Here is an 18433-nt window from a genome sequence, read left to right as displayed (position 1 = left end):
AAGCAGGACGAAGCGCTTCCCCTCAAGCGACATGCCCGCACGACCGGCCGGTCAGGTGGCTGGATCTTCGACAACCGGCACGGCGAAGAACTTGAACGGATCCTCGACGGCCCCGCCCTGCGTATCCATCGCATTGGCACAGTGCTGGCTCTCTATCGGTGTCGACAGCCGGTGCGTGAAGGTCGCTGTCGGTGCCTGCGCTTTGGCGGTCTCGACCTGCTTCTCAATCTCTCCGCTGTGGGTCGAGTGGCAAAACATCCAAGGCTCACCGTCTTTTTCGATCGTCACGTAGGCCATGAGGCTCCTCCAGCGGTTCGGGGGAGACAACGCGGCAGGATGCAATTGGGCAGCGGGTGATCGTCGCGGTGCCGATCAGATGCCGACGCTCGCCGCCCCGGCTTCAGCGGCCTGCTTCACGGTGGCCCCGTCTCGCAGTGCCATCGCTATGGCGGTCGACATCGTGTCGACGGCTAGCGCTCGATCGTCCCTGGGATCGTGATGTTTGCTCGCCCCCGATCGCAGCTTCGCGTAGGGCCCATCCGGAAATTTCCGATCAAGCCTTTCCCGCAGCATCCGGACGGCAGCTTTGTAGTCCGCATCGAAGTCTCTGCTCTTGCTGAGAGAAGGCCCCTCGTAGGTTCCAGCCTCCTTCTCAGTAGCCATCAGTTTGGTCCGGCGCTCATGCGCAGTGCCGAGAAAAAGATTGAGTACCTCGGCGATCAACCGGCGAAAGAACGACATCGGAGCCCCCTGAGCAGGCAACGAATGACGCAACTAATTGCTGTTCGTAGCACGATTATGGGGGTCGTCTCAGAATTGATCGATGAACGCCATTGCTAGCAAGGCGAGTGCGATCAGCGCGCTCATTCCGTAGCTGTAGCTAGCGACTGTCCGATTACTGACAAATCCGACGCACAAGGCGGTGGCGAGCAGTACGACTAAGGGGGTCACGAAGGAGCGCACGGACCTGCCTCCGGTAGCGTGACGCATGCTAGAGCATATTTGCCCCTATTCAGCGTCCATCCATTGAGATGCGGCATATTGACATGAATTTCCGGCACTGAACATCACATAAAGCAACGAAGCATAACTAAGCACAACGCCAATCACGGGATGGCAGGCAGGAAGAACTGTTTTCAATCTTGCGGATGCTCCAAAAGTAGCTAATCAATTTGGCTATGGAGTGTCTGAGGCGTAGCCACGTTATGACCAATCCTCTTCGTCGAGATGCTTTGCTGCGGCTGAAGGTCGAGACCGACCTCGCCCGAGCCGTGGAGGCCACCGCCCGCCAGCGCGGCCAGACCATGTCCGAGTTCACGCGCCAGAGCCTGCGCGCGCATCTCGCTCGTCACGGTGTTCGTCTCAGCCCGGACGACGGTCCCCGACCCGCCGGTCCGGCGGCCGCCCTCGCTCGTGCAGCCTGAGGGAGATCGGAATGAACCTCCCGATCGCCAACATCCGCACCGACCGCCACGTCGCGCCGTACGTCAGCCTCGGCCGCAGCCGTCCTGACCTGAAGCCGGTGGCGCCATCGGAGCCCCGCACTTCCGCGCAGATCTTCGCCGAGGGCGAGCACGCGCGACGTCAGTGCGATGCCCTGCTCGCGAGCCGGCCCGACATGCTCCTGCTCGGCTCGCCGGAGGAGGTCGCCGACCTCGACGCCAGCATTGAGCGCGCTCGGATCCGGATGGCTCAGGCTCATGCCCAGCACGCCGCGGCGTTGGTGTCTGAGACCGAGGCGCAGGCCGCGCACGAGGTCGAGCAAAAGCGCCGCCGAGATCATCACCGCAAGGCCATGAAGGCCAGCGCCGAGCTTGAGAAGCTGTCCGCCGAGTACGTCACCGAGGCGCAGCGCCTGGTACCGCTGCTGGAGCGGATCCGCGAGCGCGCCGCGCTGATCGAGGCTGCCAACTACGCGTTGCCTGACGGCGCCGATCCAGTCCCGACCGGTGAGCCCCGCTGCAGCTGGGAAGACCGGCCTGACCAGCCGCACAGCTCCATCGCCAACCGGGTGCGCCTGCCCGGCTTGGATCGCTCCACCCCCATCTGGTGAGACCACCGTCATGACCATCAGCCGACAGGAAACCGCCGAGAACGTCGCCTTTTGGCGCCGCGTCCTCAATAAGCCCGAGCCGGTGGCTCCCGAGCGCAAGCCCACTCAGGCTGAGCGCATGGCCGCTTGGTCAGCCCAAAACCGCCAGGACGAGGCTAAGGGCCCGCAGACCCGCTCCGCCGTCGAGCAGAGCCGGCGCGATCTGCATGTTCCCGGCACCGCCTATCAGGTTGGCCAGGAGCGCTACGCGGCTGACGGCAGCCGCTGGAAGCGTACCGGCTGAAGGAATTGCGCGGGTCCAAGCCTACGGGCCTTCTCCCCGCGCCATTGAGGGCGATGCAGTCAGCCCAACAGCGACAAGCCAGCCTGTCCCCGAACGACCATGGCCATGGGACCGGGGATCCAAAGGCCGGCGAGGCTGCACTCCCTGACCAAGCAGGGAACCTCGGAGATCGCGGCGGAGGGGTCACCCCGCTGCGGTCTCCTCACCCGACAGTCCGGAGAGTCTCATGGCTACAACCAAGCCCGACACCACCGTGAAGACCGACGTGCCGGTCATCGAGACCACGCCCGTCGATCGCGGTGACGCCCACGGCATCGGCAACACCGAGCGGGCGCCGATCCGGCCTGATCTGCTCCACGAGTCCGCCGAGGACGCTCAGGCCAACGGCACTGCATTCCGTCGAGGCTGACGACCGTGTCAGTCGCCTCCACCACCGCCACCGCCGTCTCCACCACCACAGCTGCCGCCGTCGCTGGAGGAGCCGCCGTGCGAGCAGCTATGGCCGCCGTAGGTGCTGGAGTCCGGGCTCGAAGGATTGCTGTTCCAGCTCACATCCCCACCGCCGCCGTAGGTGTAGCCAACCTGCCGTCGCCTCGGTCTCGTCAGCAGATACAGGAAGACTGTGATCGGCAAGATGGCCACGGAGACGAACACCGTGATCATGACCGAGTGCACTACGTCCATCAGAACCTCCATCGGTTCGTCGGTCTGGACACTATAGCACACGCGCCCCTGCAGCGTCCTGAGGGCCGGGACAGGTGGGACCCAACGGGGATCTCCGCGCGGAGGGTGCCCTGATGTGTGTCCTGGGGTCCTTCCCAGGGGTGGTCAGGGCCGAGGGTCCGCCCGAGTCCGATAACTCCGCAGGCGCAGCGGACTGCAAGTTCCACCACAACGCAAACCGGAAACTTGAACATGGCGATGACGAAGCGGCTGTGGTCGCTGAATGCGCTGGCCGTCGAGTTGGACGCCGATCGGCGCACCGTCGCCAACGCCCTCAAGCGTGTGCCTGCGGACGGAGAGCAGGCGGGTCATCCGGCTTGGTTCATCCTCACGGCGATCCGCGCGATGTGGCCGGCGCCCGACGCGAACGGCGAGATCTTGGACCCGACGCAGGAGCGGGCTCGCAAGGATCGGGCGCTCGCGATCCAAACCGAACTGCGAAACGACGTATCGTTAGGCAAGCTCGTCTCAGCGGATGACGCTGTGGCAGCTTGGACAGCAATGGTGGTAACCGCTCGCAATCATTTTCTCGGCTTGCCAAGCAAACTAAGAATGCTCGTGCCGCGCGAGTATCAAGAAAACGTTCATGGACGGGCCGAAGACCTTGTGCACAATGCCCTGAATGAACTTGCCGATGCCATCGTGAATTCTGGGAGCGATGACGACAGCCGGCTGCAAAATAGAGGCAAGGAAGGTGAAGCTGATGACGGGCAACATGGTAGCGAAGATCTTGAAGGGCGAGGACGCGGACACAGGCAACCCCGAGCTGAACGCAGTTCTGCGGCGAACCGGCGAGCGTCTGCGCAACCTTCCGACGGACCTCGCACAGAAGCTCTTTGAGACCGACCCGAAGGATCGGGAGTTCGTGCTGCGCGAGGCGGTCGAGCAGATCGTGCTGGAGATGGACCTCTTCATGATGAGAAGGGGAGTCGACCTTGCAGACCATAAGTGATGTCAGCGAGGTGGCCGACCTGCCAGCCCCCCAGCCCGTCCCCTCCAACGCCCCGCCGCGCATCGGCGAGATCCGAACCCTGCTCGGCGTGCGGTTGCGCTGGAACGGCTCCCGCTGGGTGAAGGCCGACTGACATGCCCAAGCCGCAGGAAGTCGCATCCATCCAGGTGAAGGGAAAGCGCTACCTCAACTGGCAGACGGTGTCGGTCACCCGGTCCGGCGTCGAGCTGTTCCCGAAGTTCGCCTTCACGGCAGCCGCGCCGGCCGAGAGTGCTCCGGACTTCGCCTCCATGAAGCTCGGGATCGGTGATCCGTGCGAGGTCTACCTCGGTGGGCGGCAGGCCGTTGCCGAGGGGCGCATCACCGGCCGGCAGCCTGCCTACGATGCCAAGGAGCACGGCCTGCAGATCACGGGCACGACCCGCTCGCAGGTGATCGCACGCAGCACCATCGACCATGAGAAAGGTGAGTTCAAAAACTACTCACTGAGCCAGATCGCCAATGCCGTTCTCAAGCCTTACGGTGTTAAGTTTAGCCTCAAGGGCGACACGTCCGACGCCGACAAGGTGTTTCCTAAAGTCAACGTGCAGGTCGGCGAGACCGTTTTTGAGTTCATTGAGCGCCTGTGCCGGTTCCGAAACATCTACCTGCTGCCTGGGCAAGGTACGGACATCATCGGCTATAGGCTTAAGGCTAAGTCAGGCTCCATCGCCGAGCTGGAGGAAGGTCGAAACATCCTCGCCGGGAATGCGGTCTTTGATTACGGGGACGCCTTTTCCGAGATCCAGTCCATTGGCCAGCAGCCCGGCAACGATCAGACCTTCGGTGACGCCTCCCGGGACGTGACCGCGACGGTGAAGAACTCGGCGGTCATCGAGCACGCGCCTCTTCGCCTGATTGCAGAGATGCCAGGCGATCAGGCCGACATGCGGATGCGGGCCCAGCACGAAAACGGGTTCAGTCTCGCTAATCAGGTCAATGTGAACATCAAGGTCCAGGGCTGGTTCAAGGACCAGAACAGCCTCTGGCTTGAGCATATCGGCGATGTCGTGTCGGTCTACTCGCCGATGCTCTTCACCAAGGACCGCATGCAGTTGGCGATCCAGGCCGTGACCTCTTCGCAGGGGCCGCAGGGCACCACCACCGACATCAACTTGGTCCTGCCGAAAGCCTACAACGGCGGCGGCCAGACCCAGTCCAGCGCCGGCCAGGGCTCCGGCGGCACCCCGGCGGGGCTCTACACCTGAGCGCCCTCATAGACATAGGAGGCCGGCATGGCCGATGAAGCCTTGCGCATGCGCGCGGAAGTGGTCGATGCATTCAGCGGCCCCCTCAAGAGCCTCCGTTCGCAGCTTCTGGATGTTTCCCGGCAGGGTGCCAGCCACGGCGAGACCCTGGCGAAGGGCATGGGCAAGGCCGAGGCCGCGATCCAGTCCACGGCAAGATCCGCGACGACGGTCCTTAACCCCGCTTTGGCGACCGTCGGCGTGACGGGCCTGACGGCCGGCGCGGCGGTGGCCGGCGTGGCGATGTCGCTGAACAAGCTCTCTAGCAACCTGTCGAGCCTGGGCGCGCTCAGCCGTGAGACGGGCGTGGCGGCCGGCACGCTGCAGACCTTGGGCGCGGTGGCTCGCAAGTTCGGGCTGGAGCAGGATGCCGTGGCCTCCGGCACCAAGACCTTCGCCGGGAACATGAGGGAGTTCTCCCGCGGCATCGGCGAGACCTATCAGTGGCTGAACCGGCAGGGCACCGACGCGGCCGGGCGGAAAGCCTTTCAGGACTTCGCCCAGGACATCCGCGGCACGACGGATGAGGGCGAGAAGCTCCGCAAGAGCCTCCAGTTCATGGAGAGCATCAAGAACCCGGTCGAGCGTGGGATCTTCGCCCAGCGCCTGTTCGGCAACGCCGACTTCGGCCGGCTAGCGGACGGGCACCTCGGCAAGCTGAGCGACGTGTGGAACGCAGCGAAGGAACGGCTCGGCCCACTTGATCCGAAGGCCCTCCTCCAGGCCGAGAAGTTCGAGCAGGCCATCGCCGACCTGCGCACCTCGATGCAGACGATCGGCACGACGATCGCCCGGGAGGTGCTGCCGTTCGCATCCGAGTTCACCCAGTGGATCGACGGCATCGCCAAGGATCAGCGCGGTGACTTCGTTAAGGGGCTGCGTACTGGCCTTCAGGACATCAGCCGCGAATTGAACGCCATCGACTGGAAGGGGGCCGGCGAGAGCGCCAAGCAGATGTTGCTTGCGACCACCGCGCTTGTGACGCCCCTCATGAATGACGTGAAGGAAATCGCCGCGGCGATCCGCTCCTTCAACGAGGGCAAGTACGTCGAGTCGTTCCGGCACCTGGACGGCGGCAGCGGTCCGCTGGCGCGCCGGCTCGCCCCCATGAAGGGCGATGACGAGATCAACGCCCAGGAGGAGGTGGATCGCCTCCGGAAGCTGCGGGATGTAGCGAACGAGGCCTCGCAGCACCTCATCGGTCGGACCCAGCAGCGCATGGGTCTGATCGATAGCCCGGAGGCTGCACAGCAGAAGCTCACGGCCGCCGAGGCCGAGCTGGCCCGTCTGAAGGCTCGCACGCCGGAGGAGCGCGACCGCGACTACCGGGAGTCGACGGAGAAGCTGCGCCGATCGATCGACGGCCTGTCCGAGCAGATGAAGGCGCAGCAGGGCGCCACGGCTCAGAAAAGCTCCGCAGACGGCGACGGTCCGTTCGCGGGTGCTCGTGTCCAGACGGCAGGGTTCAGCGGTGGCGGCTTCGGGCGGATGCCTGGGCTTGGGCGCGGCGCCAACCTGCCCGGCGGCGGCTCCGGTCCCGGCTACAGCGGCGAGCAGGGCTCGGCGGGTGGTCGGTTCAACGGGCTGGGTGGGTCCCGTCCGCGGGTTGAGAGCGCCCCCTTGCCTCCGATCGGATCGGGCGGCGCTTCCGTCGCCCGCGGCCGCCTGTCCAGCAACCAGCAGGAGGCTTACCGCGCAGCCCGTGCGGAAGGGCTATCCGATGTGGCCGCGCGCGCCCTCGTAGCCAACATGAGCGGCGAGTCGCTCGCCAATCCGCGGGACCATCACTTTGATCGCCTGCACATGTCGCAAGGCATCGTGCAGTGGGACCCGCCGCGCGCCGAGGCGATCCGTCGGAAGTTTGGGGCGTACCCGAAGGATCTATCCGTCACGGACCAGACCCGCGCGGCCATCGACGAGATCCGCTCCAACCCGCGGTTCCGGCGTACCGCACGCGCGCTGGAGAGCGACGATCCCAACACCATCCTCGGCGCGCTCGTGGAGAACTTCGAGGCGCCGCAGAACACCCGGCGAGCCATCGCGGAGCGGCAGCGGTTCTACCGGGGCTTCCGGCCGGATGCAGCGGTCGCCGACGCGGATCGCCCGCGGGTCGCAGGCATGGAGCGTCCGCAGGCATCAGGCGCGGACGGCGAAGCCTGGGCAGCCCGGGAGAAGGCCAGGAAAGCTTTCGAGGCGATGCAGCAGGGCGAGGGCCGCCTCGACGCCTCAGCCGGCAGGGCTGGCATCGTGGCCGGACCCAAGGTCGAGAACAACGGCTCCGTGACGGTCAACGTGCAGAAGGCCGGGCCCGATGCGCGGGTCACGACCTCGGCCACGGGAAACCTCTTCCGCGACATCGTGCAGAACCACGGGCGGCAGATGGCGAAGGCGGATTAGGGTTCAGTGTTCCTCGACGCGGAAGTGGCGCGCGAGTTCTCCGTATATCCCGTTCGGCAGTTCAAGCGCGCGGTTCAGTGAGACGCCGCCAGTCTGGCCGGACACCACCTTGATGATCTGAGCAAGCTCGTAGGCCGTGATGTCCGGCTGAGGCTCGAAGTGGTAGCGCTTGCCGAAGAAAGGGCGCATCTCACCGACGCGGCTTGGGAACTCGGCCACGGCGCTTCTCCAGTGGTCCGCGCATATCGCGCACTCTGGCAGGATAGCTGGCGGGGTGTTGGTGTCGAGCCTACGGATGGCTCTTCAGCAATGTGGATGAGCGGCAGGGCTGCTGTGGCTGCGACGCTATGCAGTCAATCTACGCATGGAACGGACTAAGAACATGCGTTAGAAGGTGTGGACAGCGTGCATACCACGCACATATCCACAGGCTGATACCCCTTTGTAGGGTAGGCACGACGACCGCGGGGAGGGTTGGCCGATGCGCATCTGCACTACCCTGCGGTTTAACAAGCGGCCTGTCTTCCGCCATCGCCACTCCGGTGCATAGGAGCAAAGCGATGCTTGTTCTGCACGAGCGCGAGAAACTGATCCAAGCGATCATTTTCTTTGCAATGAATACACGGAAATTAGGAAAAACAAAGCTCTACAAGCTTTTGTATTTTCTCGATTTTGAGCATTATAAATTAACAGGCCGAAGTGTCACCGGCCTTAACTACAACGCTTGGCCAATGGGACCAGTGCCCGTTGCTTTGCATGAAGAAATCACGATGCCGAGCGAGGATTTAGCCAAGGCAATAACTTTTGGTGAGCGCATCGTTGCCGGGGATCGAGCAATGCTCACCATTGATCCAAAAATTCCGTTCGAGGATCGTCATTTCTCGAAAAGGGAAATTCGTATACTTCACGACCTCCGCGATAGATATTTTAACGCATCCGCAGACCAAATGGTCGAGGAAACACACTTAGAGAATTTACCTTGGCATAAGGTATATGAAGAGCAGGGCAAGCGCCAAGCACCAATACCGTATGACATGGCACTCCGACCCGACGAAGCAGAATTTATGCGGCAAGTCGTGGATGACAGGAAAGAATTGCTGAGCCGGTTGGGATGACCCCTGGCTCAGTCTTTTTTCACGAAGAATTTGAATTTCATGATGGTGAGTCGGGTGAAAAACTTTTCGTTGTGTTGGGAAATATCGGGGATATCGCGATAGTTGCAAAAACAACATCAAGACAAAAGGGTAAAGGCACGGTTTATGGCTGCCAGCCCAAAGATCGTCTACATAACTTCTTCATTCCTCCCAACGTGACGTACCTTAAGAAAACCACTTGGATTTGCCTAAATGAATTCTACGAAATCGACATCAAAGAAGCCCTTCGATTGCGCGTGAAAGGCACTATCAAGCCGGTGTGCACCTTCAAAGACGCAATTATTCGCGAAATTCAAGATTGCGCTTTAGAAAGCGAAGACATCAGCCGCGCCCAGCATGCAGCAGTGACAGCCTGCCTCATATGATCAGATCTCAATCAGAGCCGCTTATTGCTTGGTAATAATTAGCGGACTTAAACTAGGCCGCTTTGCCTTCGACGCTACCTTAGCAGGGCGCGGCTTCTGTGGGCCCGGCAGGACTCGAACCTGCAACCAGACCGTTATGAGCGGTCGGCTCTAACCGTTGAGCTACAGGCCTTTCGCCGTTCTCGTCGAGGAAGATGACGCCGGCGGCTTTGAGGGCGGCCTAGAGCTTGGCCCTGAGGTCTGCGCGGCCGCCGATCAGGCCGCCTGCTTCCGTGGCCTCGCTAGAGAGTTGCCGACGGCACCCCTATCAGTGCCGGGTCGTGATGCCTCCGCCATCGCAGTCCTGCTGGAAGGGCTGCGGCGCGGCTCGGAGGTCTATCCTTCGCCGTTAGTTCTATCGCCGCCGACACCATAGGTTTCGGACGATACCGCGAGGTGATCGGCCAATTCCTGGGCGGCCGCGTCACCGAACGTGCGACGCGCCATCGCCACCAGTTCGTCCCGCGTCGGCTCACTCATGTCGACGGGGCAACAAGCGCTGAACGCGATAAGCTGCGGCTGCATGGCGGCACCGGATGACTGAGGAGACCTTCACAACGCTCATCCGGCAAGTTGGTTACTGCCGTCTGAAGGTTTCGGCTTCAGTGCCCCGCCACCTTCGCCTGAAGTATCGCCTGCAGGACCGCTAGCGCGGCGCCTCCTGGATGCCGGATAGGCTCCAGGCCCTGGTAGCGACGACTCCGCACCCCCGGCGGTTGCATCTTGGCCTCACCCGGTCCCGGGCCAGTTCTCGTCACGACACCCCATTCTGGAAGAGCGTGCGCAGCAATGATCAACGCGGCGTCGGTCCAGGCCTTCGCCTCCATGAACAGGGCGAACCGCACTTTGATGTCGGCATGCGGCTTACCGGTCGTGGCGAACCACACATCGGCGAACAGCTCGCGCGAGGGTTCGCGGGATGCGGCGACCTTCTCGATCAGAACGTTGAGGCGAGCTCCGTCGGGTTTCTTCACACCCGGTCAGATCCGCTTGCCCTGAACGTCCAGCCCCTTCAGAGGCACGCCTGTCCTGAACCGTCCGTATTTCCGGCCGATGTGATCGAGGAACGCACCGTAGGCCATTCTTACAAGATGCCGCTCGTTGTCGACGACGACGCGCAGGAGACGAGCACGGAACAGCTCGTCAGGCTCCGGATCGCTCACTTCCGATAACCCTTCAACTTCAGACACTCGGTGAGGGGGTTAGGCGTCGTCATCTTCGGTGCCGCCATTCTCGAAGCCATCGAATCCATCCAGGGGCACACCGGTCCGGTACACGTTGTATTTGCGACCCAACGCGTCGAGCTGCTTTCCCGACGCTCCCAACACGAGATCCCGATCGCCGTCAGGAACTTCTCGCAGCAGCCGCTCGCGGAAATCGGCGTCGGGTTCGGGATCGCTCATTTGAGATAGCCCTTCGCCTTCAGGTGCTCGGTGAGGGCTTCGCGGATCGCTTCAGGGCGTGATCGCGCTGTTTCTGTGTCTGCAGCAATCCACGCGTCCAACTCAGCCAGTAATGCTGGCTGCAACCGCACTTGGATGGGTGTGCCGGGTTCGGGATTGCGAACCGCTCGCACTTTCGTGGTTGCACGAGTTGACTTCGACATAGTTCGTGGTATCACGGATGCAGCCCGGCGGGAAGATGGAAGCTCCCACACCGGGCCTAACCCCACCACTCTGTTCGGAGAGCGGCATGGCTACCCACGCCCATAGCACACGCACGCCCTTATTACGCCTGTCCGGCAGCCCGCAGCCCTTATTAGGCCAGGGGCTCGGCCGGCAGCCGGGCCCCGTCACCATCGCCCTCGCGGCCATGCAGGCTGCGGATCCTGACCGCCAGCGCATCCGCGAGCTGCGCCGCCGGATCGCCGACCGGATCGAGGCGGACCTCGCCTTATTAGATGCCCTCGACGGCGATCCCGACTCGGAGCCCAGCCTTGGGGCGCCGGAGCCGGTGATCGGGTCTGGCTTCGGCCTCGGCCCACGAGTTCTTACCGATCAGGAGCGCTGGGCCGAGGGCAGCGCCGACGACCGCGAGCAGGACGCTGGCGACGAACGCGAGGAGGAAAACGAACACGGCGGCGACATCCAGGATGAGCCGCACGACCCACAGCCGGACGACGTGCTTCCGCGAATGCATCGATGGGATCCGCAGGTGGCGGACGGCGCCCGCAAGGCTCGCAGGCAGGCCGAGGCTATGCGCGCCCGCAAGGATCGGGGGGCGCGGTTATGAGCCGGCGGTGTGCCTTCAGCCCCATCGCGGAGATGGAGACCGATGTGAAGGACGTTGGCCGCTGGGCCCTTGTCCTGAGTCATATCGCGTCCTCCGATCACGCCATTGAGGGCGACGATATTCACGTCATCAGCGGCGTGCTGTTCGAAATCGGCAAGCGGCTCGCCACTCGCTGGGATGAAGCCTTCGAGGCAGCGAGGGGGGAACGATGACTGCTTCCACCCGTCGCACCGCGCTCGGCGCTATCCTCGCGGCACCGCTCACAGGTGGGGCCGTCATGGCCCTACCTTCTGTAGCGGCTGCGCCTCGGTCCGATCTGGCCGAGGCCTGTCTCTGGGCCATGCGGCATGTCGACTACATCAACACCGCGGCCATCGCCGAGGAGTGGGACGACGCCCGGATCAGTGATGAGGGTGACCTATCCGACGCCGTGATTGATCGGGCTATCGCGGAGCCATCGCGCTCCCTGTCGGACCTGCAGGCCAAAGCACAGCTCTGCCTCAAGGACTTCTCGGATCACGCACTGCCGTTCAGAGACCAAAGGGACGAAGGTAGCCTAGATGTGGGCCAGCGGCTCGTCCTGACCGTGCTGCGGGAGGTGATCAAGCTATGCGCCTGATCTACGCCTTCCTCGCCATCCGGATGATCCGGCTCGCCCGGTTCGATCTGGCCCGGTCAGAACGCCTCTACCGTGAGGGTGATGATGCCTTCGCGCGGTCGCGGGAGCGGGTGCGGCTAGCCGATGCCCTGGCCGCGCGAGCGGATCTACGGTGACAGAGGTGGGGGATGCGTCCCCCACCTTGGCCCCGAACAGAACGGAACCCCCTGGCTATCTTATGTTCAATTACGACCGAACGGACGATGGCCGAAAGGGGCACAACCCTTCAACATCCACGCCCGCCCGCTCGGCCTTTGGGCAAAGGAGGTCGCGTAGCGGGCGTGGAAGGTCGGAGGACGATCCGACTTCGATAGCCTACGCTCGGTCGGCCAAATGCGAAACGGTTTCGCTTTTGGAAAACGGAAACGGTTTCCGTTTTGCGCTCCCCAGGTCCGGGGAGACCAAACACGACACGGCTTCACTTTTGAAAACGGACACGGTGTCCGTTTCGCTAAGCCGGTTCTCAGCATCCACGCCCGCCCGGTTGAGACACACGGGGGAAGACGTCCGCGGGCGGGCGTGGTGGCCGAGAGGAGGTCGGCGCTCAACCCTAGCAAAGGCTGTGCGACACAGTCACGAACGCCGCTCGCAAATCCGGTGCGAGCTTAGCCCTTAGCCACGCACACGGTGACCGCGTTGGCGCCCGCCAAGGGGCGACCAGTGTCAGCAATCGCCTTCGCAGCCGCCTGGCACGCTTCCTTGGTGGTGAACTCGACGGATCCAACCGCCGCGCCCGATCCAGAGCCGGCCAGCATGATGATGAGCACGTAGACCAACGCATCCTCCTCGGTTCGAGGACGTCACCCCGCCAAAGGATGCAGTTCGCACAATCCGTGCGGGCAAAAGAAAACCAGAGGTCGCTGTTACCCTCAGCGTTACCCCTGGTCCACTTTCGAGCTGACTGAAACCAGCTAAGTCCTTGGTACCACCGCCCCGGCTCGAACGGGGGACCCCCAGATCCACAATCTGGTGCTCTAACCAACTGAGCTACGGCGGCACTGGCGGGCGGTGTATCGTGGGCCGCGGCGGTTTTCAAGGCGATCTGTGCGCCGGGATGCAGGGCCGGTGGACGCAGCAGGCAATCGGACCCTAAGTGCAGGGGCCGGACCGGAGGGCGAGGAACCGACCGTGAGCGCGCGACAGCCAGCGGCGGCGGAGCAGGGGCAGAGCTCCGCCGGGAGGTCAGCGGACGCGCCGGGCCGGAAGGCGGCCGGTTCGGGCGGGCGCACCCGTCGGCGCTGGACCGGTGCCGGGATCGTCCAGGCTCCGGGACGCCTGCGCAGCCTCGTCCGCCGGAGCGAGGGCGGACTCGTGGCGCTCGCCACCCTGGTGGGCTGCATCGCCGGGGCGGCCGTCTCCGCCATGAGCTGGGTGACCCAGAGCCTGCGCGAGCTGCTCTTCCTTCTGCCCCAGGGCCTGCGCCTCAGCGCGGCCGATACGGTGACGCCGGCGCTCCTGCTCGTCGGCCCCTGCCTCGGCGGCGCGCTGCTGGGGACGTTGATCGTGGCGATGCAGTATGTGCGCGGTCCCCGCAAGCGCCCCGCCATCGACCCGATCGAGGCGAACGCTCTGCACGGCGGGCGAATGTCCCTGCGCGACAGCGTCTACCTCGCCCTTCAGAACGTCATCTCGAACGGGTGCGGCGCCTCGGTGGGGCTGGAAGCCGGCTACACGCAGATCGCCGCCGGCCTCGCCTCGAGGCTCGGGATCGCCTTCGAGGTGCGGCGGAGCGACCTGCGGACCCTGGTGGGGTGCGGCGCCGCCGGCGCCATCGCGGCGGGCTTCGGCGCGCCGCTGGCCGGCGCCTTCTACGCCTTCGAGTTGATCATCGGCACCTACTCCATCGCCACGCTGACGCCGGTGGTCGTGGCGGCGCTCTGCGGCAACCTCGTCTCGCGGTCGCTGATCGAGGCGCAGCCGCTCGTCGATCTCGGCGACATGCAGGCGGTCACGACCTCCCACGTCACCAGCATGGAGATCCTGCCGAGCCTCGCCCTCGGGCTGTTCTGCGCGGCGCTGGGCGTCCTGATCATGCGAGGCGTGACCCTGGTGGAGCGGCTGGTCCAGGCCTCGGGGGTGCCGCGGGCGGCCGCGCCGGCCTTCGGGGGGTTGTGCGTCGGCGCGCTGGCGCTGCTGGCGACGCCGCAGGTGCTCTCGGGCGGACACGGCGCGCTGCACATGCACTTCGCGGCCGAGGGGCAGGGCCACGGGATCGCGGTGCTCGCCGGGCTGTTCGCCGCCAAGGCGACGGCCTCGGCGATCTCGATCGGCTCCGGGTTCCGCGGCGGCCTGTTCTTCGCCTCGCTGTTCCTCGGCGCCATCGCCGGCAAGCTGTTCGCGGCCCTGGCGCCGGTGCTGGTGCCGCCACTGGCGGATTTCGGCCTCACCCCGCTCGCCTATGCGGTGATCGGCATGAGCGCGCTGGCGGTGGCCATCATCGGCGGCCCGCTGACCATGACGTTCCTGGCGCTCGAGGTTACCGGCAGCCTGCCGATCACCGGGGTCGTGCTGGCGGCGGTGATCGCGTCCTCGCTCACCGTGCGCAAGACTTTCGGCTACTCCTTCGCCACATGGCGCTTCCATCTGCGCGGCGAGAGCATCCGCAGTCCCCACGATGTCGGCTGGATCCGCTCGCTCACCGTGGGTCGGCTGATGCGCCGGGATCCCGGCACGGTGGCCCTCGACACGCCGCTGCCCACCTTCCTGCGGGCCCATCCCCTCGGCTCGCCCTCGCGGGTGATCGCCGTCGACGGACGCGGGCGCTACGCGGGGATCGTGAACGTGCCCGAGGCGCACGCGGCCGCGCGGGACGCCGCGGCCGCCGCGCAGCCGGTGCTGGCCGACCTCCTGCTTCACGCCGACGCCTTCCTCACGCCGGGCATGAACGCCAAGGACGCCGCGGCCGCCTTCGACCGCACCGAGAGCGAGGCGCTCGCCGTGGTCGACGGGCCGGAGACCCGCAAGGTGCTGGGCCTGCTCACCGAGAGCCACACCCTCAAGCGCTACAGCGACGAGCTCGACCGCCAGCGCCGGGCCATGGCGGGGGAAAGCGACTGATTGTCAGGCCGGGGTGTTGACCGGATACGGGCCAGCACCAATCACCCTGGCGGCTGCAACCCGGGGTCTGTGAGACCCAAACGCCGAAACCCGTGGAGGATCCATGCCCGGCCAAGACACCCGCCAGTCCCGCCGCTATCGCATCGCGGTGATCCCGGGCGACGGCATCGGCAAGGAGGTGGTGCCCGAGGGCGTGCGCGTGCTGGAGCAGGCGGCCAAGCGGCACGGCTTCGCGCTCCAGCTCGACTGGTTCGATTTCGCGAGCTGCGACTACTACGAGCAGCACGGCCGGATGATGCCGGAGGACTGGAAGTCGCGGATCGAGACCCACGACGCGATCTACTTCGGCGCCGTCGGCATGCCCGAGCGCGTGCCCGACCACATCTCCCTGTGGGGCTCGCTGATCCTGTTCCGTCGGGAATTCGACCAGTATGCCAACCTGCGCCCGGTGCGGCTGATGCCGGGGGTGAAGTGCCCGCTGGCCGACCGCAAGCCGGGCGACATCGACTTCTGGGTGGTCCGCGAGAACACCGAGGGCGAGTACTCGAACGCGGGCGGGCGGATGTTCGCCGGCACCGAGCGGGAATTCGCCCTGCAGGAGACGATCATGACCCGTCACGGGACCGATCGGATCCTGAAGTTCGCCTTCGATCTGGCCCAGAAGCGCCCGAAGAAGCACCTGACCTCGGCCACGAAGTCGAACGGCATCTCGATCACCATGCCCTACTGGGACGAGCGGGTGCGGGCGGTGGCCGCGGGCTATCCGGACGTGTCGTGGGACCAGTACCACATCGACATCCTGACGGCGCACTTCGTGCTCAACCCGGACCGGTTCGACGTGGTGGTGGCCTCGAACCTGTTCGGCGACATCCTGTCGGATCTCGGGCCCGCCTGCACCGGCACGATCGGCATCGCGCCGTCCGGCAACATCAACCCGGAGCGGGTGCACCCTTCCGTGTTCGAGCCGGTCCACGGCTCGGCGCCCGACATCGCCGGCCAGGGCATCGCCAACCCGATCGGCCAGATCTGGTCGGGGGCGATGATGCTGGAGCATCTCGGGGAGCACGCGGCGGCGGCCGAGATCGTCGGCGGGATCGAGCGGGTGCTGTCCGAGCGGACGCTGCGCACCCGCGACCTCGGCGGCAATGCCGACACGCAGGCCTGCGGCAAGGCGGTGGAGCAGGCGCTGGGCTAGGGCTTTGCCGGCCGGGCCGTGGGGCCCCTCTCCCGGTGCGCGGGGAGAGGGGATTACTGCGCCGTCCGATCGACCCGATTTCAGCGCGGGCGGCGGCGCACGCTCACCACGTTGCTGGCCTGCTCGGTCTTGCCGGCCTCCGCCGGCAACGTATCGAGCGCGGTCCTGACGATGGTGGCGGCGTCGAGCCCCGCCTGCGCGTACATCTTCTCCGGGCTGTCGTGGTCCTGGTAGGCGTCCGGCAAGGTCATCGTCCGGACCCGCACCCGCCCCGCGTCCAGCGCGCCCTTCTCGGCGAGCAGGTGCAGAACCATCGCGCCGAACCCGCCCCGCGAGCCCTCCTCGATCGTCAGGAGAACCTCGTGGTCCCGCGCAAGCTCCAGGACCAGCGCCTCGTCCAGAGGCTTGGCGAACCGCGCATCCGCCACCGTCACCGCCACGCCCTGCTCGGCCAGCGTGTCCGCCGCCTTCAGAGCCTCCGAAAGCCGCGTGCCCAGGCTCAGGATCGCCACCCGCGCCTCCGCGTCCCGCCGCACCACACGGCCCTTGCCGATCGCCAGCACCTCGCCCCGCTCCGGAAGCTCGACGCCGACACCCTCGCCGCGCGGGTAGCGCAGCGCGATCGGGCCCGTGTCGTGCGCGTGCGCGGTCGCCACCATGTGCACCAGCTCGGCCTCGTCGGCCGCCGCCATCACCGTCATGTTCGGCAGGCAGCACAGATACGCCAGGTCGAACGCGCCGGCATGCGTCGCCCCGTCCGCCCCCACCAGCCCCGCACGGTCCATGCAGAAGCGCACCGGCAGGTTCTGCAGCGCCACGTCGTGCACCACCTGGTCGTAGGCCCGCTGCAGGAACGTCGAGTAGATCGCCACGAACGGACGGTAGCCCTCGGTCGCCAGCCCCCCCGCGAACGTCACCGCGTGCTGCTCGGCGATGCCCACGTCGAAGGTCTTGTCCGGATGCGCCTTGCCGAACAGGTCGATGCCCGTGCCGCCCGGCATCGCGGCCGTGATCGCCACCACCCGGTCGTCGGCGTCCGCCGCCTTGATCAGGCTCTCGCCGAACACCCGCGTGTAGGCCGGCGCGTTCGGCTTGGCCTTGGCCTGCACCCCTGAGACCACGTCGAACTTGACCACGCCGTGGTAGCGGTCGGCGCTGGCTTCCGCCGGCGCGTAGCCCTTGCCCTTGCGGGTGACCACGTGCAGCAGGATCGGGCCGTGCTCGGCGTCGCGCACGTTCTTCAGCACCGGCAGCAGGTGGTCGAGGTTGTGCCCGTCCACGGGACCGACGTAGTGGAAGCCCATCTCCTCGAACATGGTGCCGCCGCCGACCACGAGCGAGCGGGCGTACTCCTCGGCCGCGGCCGCGCGCTGGTAGAGCGCCTTCGGCAGGAGCTTGCCGAGCTGCTTGGCGGTCTCGCGCAGGGACTGGTAGGTGCCGCCCGAGGCGAGCCGCGCGAGGTAGGCCGACATGGCGCCGACAGGCGGGGCGATCGACATGTCGTTGTCGTTGAGGATGACGATCAGGCGCGAGTGCAGGGCGCCGGCGTTGTTCATGGCCTCGTAGGCCATGCCGGCCGACATCGAGCCGTCGCCGATCACCGCGATGGCGTTGCGGCGCTTGCGCGCCTGGCCCTTCTGCTTGGCGGAGGCCGCGTCGAGGTCGCGGGCGACCGCCATGCCGAGCGCGGCCGAGATCGAGGTCGAGGAGTGGGCGGCGCCGAAGGGGTCGTAGACGCTCTCGGAGCGCTTGGTGAAGCCCGACAGGCCGCCGCCCTGGCGCAGCGTGCGGATGCGGTCGCGGCGCTCGGTGAGGATCTTGTGCGGGTAGCACTGGTGGCCGACGTCCCAGACGATGCGGTCGTCGGGGGTGTCGAACACGTGGTGCAGCGCGACCGTGAGCTCGACCACGCCCAGCCCGGAGCCGAGATGGCCGCCCGTGATCGAGACCGCGTCGATCATCTCGGCCCGCACCGCGTCCGCCACCGCCTGCAGCTCCGACTCCGGAAGACCGCGCAACGCAGCAGGGTTCGGGATACG

General features: G+C 65.6%; 27 protein-coding genes and 2 tRNA genes. 16 read left to right on the top strand and 13 right to left on the bottom strand.

Annotated features, from left to right (window positions below; genetic code table 11):
- Positions 1-51: 51 nt before the first annotated feature.
- Positions 52-297, bottom strand: coding sequence for a hypothetical protein (locus ACLBX9_RS12875; RefSeq protein ID WP_447719204.1), 246 nt, complete (start codon positions 295-297; stop codon positions 52-54).
- Positions 298-372: 75 nt separating this feature from the next.
- Positions 373-741, bottom strand: a complete 369-nt coding sequence (locus ACLBX9_RS12870) for a hypothetical protein (RefSeq protein WP_447719203.1) — start codon at positions 739-741, stop codon at positions 373-375.
- 491 nt (positions 742-1232) lie between these two features.
- Here ACLBX9_RS12870 and ACLBX9_RS12865 point away from each other — a divergent pair, with 491 nt between their 5' ends.
- The 4 genes from ACLBX9_RS12865 to ACLBX9_RS12850 all read left to right on the top strand — a co-directional run bounded on the left by ACLBX9_RS12865 (position 1233) and on the right by ACLBX9_RS12850 (position 2745).
- Positions 1233-1424 carry a ribbon-helix-helix protein, CopG family gene (locus ACLBX9_RS12865; protein ID WP_447719202.1) on the top strand — a complete coding sequence of 64 codons (192 nt, stop codon included), beginning with the start codon at positions 1233-1235 and terminating at the stop codon, positions 1422-1424.
- A gap of 11 nt (positions 1425-1435) precedes the next feature.
- On the top strand, positions 1436-2053 hold the full coding sequence (locus tag ACLBX9_RS12860; RefSeq protein ID WP_447719201.1) for a hypothetical protein: 618 nt from the start codon (positions 1436-1438) through the stop codon (positions 2051-2053).
- Between the two features lie 10 nt (positions 2054-2063).
- A complete protein-coding gene (locus ACLBX9_RS12855) occupies positions 2064-2336 on the top strand; it encodes a hypothetical protein (RefSeq protein WP_447719200.1) in 273 nt (90 codons plus the stop codon).
- Positions 2337-2562: 226 nt separating this feature from the next.
- Positions 2563-2745: a hypothetical protein gene (locus ACLBX9_RS12850; RefSeq protein ID WP_447719199.1), complete on the top strand. Its 183-nt coding sequence runs from the start codon at positions 2563-2565 to the stop codon at positions 2743-2745.
- Between the two features lie 8 nt (positions 2746-2753).
- Here the strand turns inward: ACLBX9_RS12850 and ACLBX9_RS12845 are convergent, their stop codons facing one another.
- The gene (locus tag ACLBX9_RS12845) at positions 2754-3020 is read right to left on the bottom strand and encodes a hypothetical protein (RefSeq protein WP_447719198.1); all 267 of its coding nucleotides are present in this window, start codon (positions 3018-3020) and stop codon (positions 2754-2756) included.
- Between the two features lie 231 nt (positions 3021-3251).
- On the opposite strand from ACLBX9_RS12845, the gene ACLBX9_RS12840 reads away from it, so the two are divergent.
- The 4 genes from ACLBX9_RS12840 (at position 3252) to ACLBX9_RS12825 (ending at position 7694) form a co-directional block, all read left to right on the top strand.
- A complete protein-coding gene (locus tag ACLBX9_RS12840; protein WP_447719197.1) occupies positions 3252-3899 on the top strand; it encodes a hypothetical protein in 648 nt (215 codons plus the stop codon).
- Between the two features lie 95 nt (positions 3900-3994).
- Positions 3995-4144, top strand: a complete 150-nt coding sequence (locus ACLBX9_RS12835; RefSeq protein ID WP_447719196.1) for a hypothetical protein — start codon at positions 3995-3997, stop codon at positions 4142-4144.
- A 1-nt stretch (position 4145) separates the two neighbouring features.
- Positions 4146-5258 carry a phage baseplate assembly protein gene (locus tag ACLBX9_RS12830; protein ID WP_447719195.1) on the top strand — a complete coding sequence of 371 codons (1113 nt, stop codon included), beginning with the start codon at positions 4146-4148 and terminating at the stop codon, positions 5256-5258.
- Positions 5259-5285: 27 nt separating this feature from the next.
- Positions 5286-7694: a phage tail tip lysozyme gene (locus tag ACLBX9_RS12825; protein WP_447719194.1), complete on the top strand. Its 2409-nt coding sequence runs from the start codon at positions 5286-5288 to the stop codon at positions 7692-7694.
- A 3-nt stretch (positions 7695-7697) separates the two neighbouring features.
- On the opposite strand, the gene ACLBX9_RS12820 is transcribed toward ACLBX9_RS12825, so the two are convergent.
- Positions 7698-7913 (bottom strand): hypothetical protein, encoded by a 216-nt coding sequence (locus ACLBX9_RS12820; RefSeq protein ID WP_447719193.1) that lies wholly within the window; start codon positions 7911-7913, stop codon positions 7698-7700.
- Positions 7914-8254: 341 nt separating this feature from the next.
- On the opposite strand from ACLBX9_RS12820, the gene ACLBX9_RS12815 reads away from it, so the two are divergent.
- Positions 8255-8809: a Panacea domain-containing protein gene (locus ACLBX9_RS12815; RefSeq protein ID WP_447719192.1), complete on the top strand. Its 555-nt coding sequence runs from the start codon at positions 8255-8257 to the stop codon at positions 8807-8809.
- The gene (locus ACLBX9_RS12810; protein WP_447719191.1) at positions 8806-9213 is read left to right on the top strand and encodes a hypothetical protein; all 408 of its coding nucleotides are present in this window, start codon (positions 8806-8808) and stop codon (positions 9211-9213) included. Before ACLBX9_RS12815 ends, ACLBX9_RS12810 begins: the two co-directional genes overlap by 4 nt.
- 99 nt (positions 9214-9312) lie before the next feature.
- Here ACLBX9_RS12810 and ACLBX9_RS12805 read toward each other — a convergent pair.
- The 6 genes from ACLBX9_RS12805 to ACLBX9_RS12780 form a co-directional block, all read right to left on the bottom strand.
- Positions 9313-9385: transfer RNA gene (locus ACLBX9_RS12805), tRNA-Ile, on the bottom strand.
- Positions 9386-9588: 203 nt separating this feature from the next.
- The gene (locus ACLBX9_RS12800; RefSeq protein ID WP_010685507.1) at positions 9589-9777 is read right to left on the bottom strand and encodes a hypothetical protein; all 189 of its coding nucleotides are present in this window, start codon (positions 9775-9777) and stop codon (positions 9589-9591) included.
- 77 nt (positions 9778-9854) lie between these two features.
- Positions 9855-10226 carry a hypothetical protein gene (locus ACLBX9_RS12795; protein WP_447719190.1) on the bottom strand — a complete coding sequence of 124 codons (372 nt, stop codon included), beginning with the start codon at positions 10224-10226 and terminating at the stop codon, positions 9855-9857.
- Between the two features lie 6 nt (positions 10227-10232).
- Positions 10233-10415, bottom strand: coding sequence for a hypothetical protein (locus ACLBX9_RS12790; protein WP_447719189.1), 183 nt, complete (start codon positions 10413-10415; stop codon positions 10233-10235).
- A 39-nt stretch (positions 10416-10454) separates the two neighbouring features.
- The gene (locus ACLBX9_RS12785; RefSeq protein WP_447719188.1) at positions 10455-10655 is read right to left on the bottom strand and encodes a hypothetical protein; all 201 of its coding nucleotides are present in this window, start codon (positions 10653-10655) and stop codon (positions 10455-10457) included.
- On the bottom strand, positions 10652-10858 hold the full coding sequence (locus tag ACLBX9_RS12780) for a ribbon-helix-helix protein, CopG family (protein ID WP_447719187.1): 207 nt from the start codon (positions 10856-10858) through the stop codon (positions 10652-10654). The genes ACLBX9_RS12785 and ACLBX9_RS12780 overlap by 4 nt, the downstream gene beginning before the upstream one ends.
- An 86-nt stretch (positions 10859-10944) precedes the next feature.
- Between ACLBX9_RS12780 and ACLBX9_RS12775 the strand changes: the two genes are divergently transcribed.
- Genes ACLBX9_RS12775 through ACLBX9_RS12760 form a run of 4 tightly spaced genes read left to right on the top strand, consistent with a single transcriptional unit; the run spans position 10945 to position 12258 of the window.
- Positions 10945-11484, top strand: a complete 540-nt coding sequence (locus ACLBX9_RS12775; RefSeq protein WP_447719186.1) for a hypothetical protein — start codon at positions 10945-10947, stop codon at positions 11482-11484.
- A gap of 32 nt (positions 11485-11516) precedes the next feature.
- The gene (locus ACLBX9_RS12770) at positions 11517-11696 is read left to right on the top strand and encodes a hypothetical protein (protein ID WP_447719185.1); all 180 of its coding nucleotides are present in this window, start codon (positions 11517-11519) and stop codon (positions 11694-11696) included.
- Positions 11693-12103: a hypothetical protein gene (locus ACLBX9_RS12765; protein ID WP_447719184.1), complete on the top strand. Its 411-nt coding sequence runs from the start codon at positions 11693-11695 to the stop codon at positions 12101-12103. The genes ACLBX9_RS12770 and ACLBX9_RS12765 overlap by 4 nt, the downstream gene beginning before the upstream one ends.
- Positions 12094-12258, top strand: a complete 165-nt coding sequence (locus tag ACLBX9_RS12760; protein WP_447719183.1) for a hypothetical protein — start codon at positions 12094-12096, stop codon at positions 12256-12258. Before ACLBX9_RS12765 ends, ACLBX9_RS12760 begins: the two co-directional genes overlap by 10 nt.
- A gap of 489 nt (positions 12259-12747) precedes the next feature.
- Here the strand turns inward: ACLBX9_RS12760 and ACLBX9_RS12755 are convergent, their stop codons facing one another.
- Both ACLBX9_RS12755 and ACLBX9_RS12750 read right to left on the bottom strand, forming a co-directional pair.
- Complete coding sequence (locus ACLBX9_RS12755; protein ID WP_447719225.1) at positions 12748-12918, bottom strand: hypothetical protein; 171 nt, start codon at positions 12916-12918, stop codon at positions 12748-12750.
- Positions 12919-13062: 144 nt separating this feature from the next.
- Positions 13063-13139, bottom strand: a tRNA-His gene (locus ACLBX9_RS12750).
- A gap of 131 nt (positions 13140-13270) precedes the next feature.
- On the opposite strand from ACLBX9_RS12750, the gene ACLBX9_RS12745 reads away from it, so the two are divergent.
- On the top strand, positions 13271-15199 hold the full coding sequence (locus ACLBX9_RS12745) for a chloride channel protein (protein WP_447719182.1): 1929 nt from the start codon (positions 13271-13273) through the stop codon (positions 15197-15199).
- Between the two features lie 103 nt (positions 15200-15302).
- Positions 15303-16394 carry a tartrate dehydrogenase gene (locus ACLBX9_RS12740; RefSeq protein WP_010687319.1) on the top strand — a complete coding sequence of 364 codons (1092 nt, stop codon included), beginning with the start codon at positions 15303-15305 and terminating at the stop codon, positions 16392-16394.
- An 80-nt stretch (positions 16395-16474) separates the two neighbouring features.
- On the opposite strand, the gene dxs is transcribed toward ACLBX9_RS12740, so the two are convergent.
- Positions 16475-18430 carry a 1-deoxy-D-xylulose-5-phosphate synthase gene (dxs, locus tag ACLBX9_RS12735; protein WP_447719223.1) on the bottom strand — a complete coding sequence of 652 codons (1956 nt, stop codon included), beginning with the start codon at positions 18428-18430 and terminating at the stop codon, positions 16475-16477.
- Between the last annotated feature and the right edge of the window lie 3 nt (positions 18431-18433).

Source organism: Methylobacterium sp. A49B (assembly GCF_053346215.1).
Note: the sequence above shows the minus strand (reverse complement) of the source record. Positions and strands in the feature narration are given on the sequence as shown.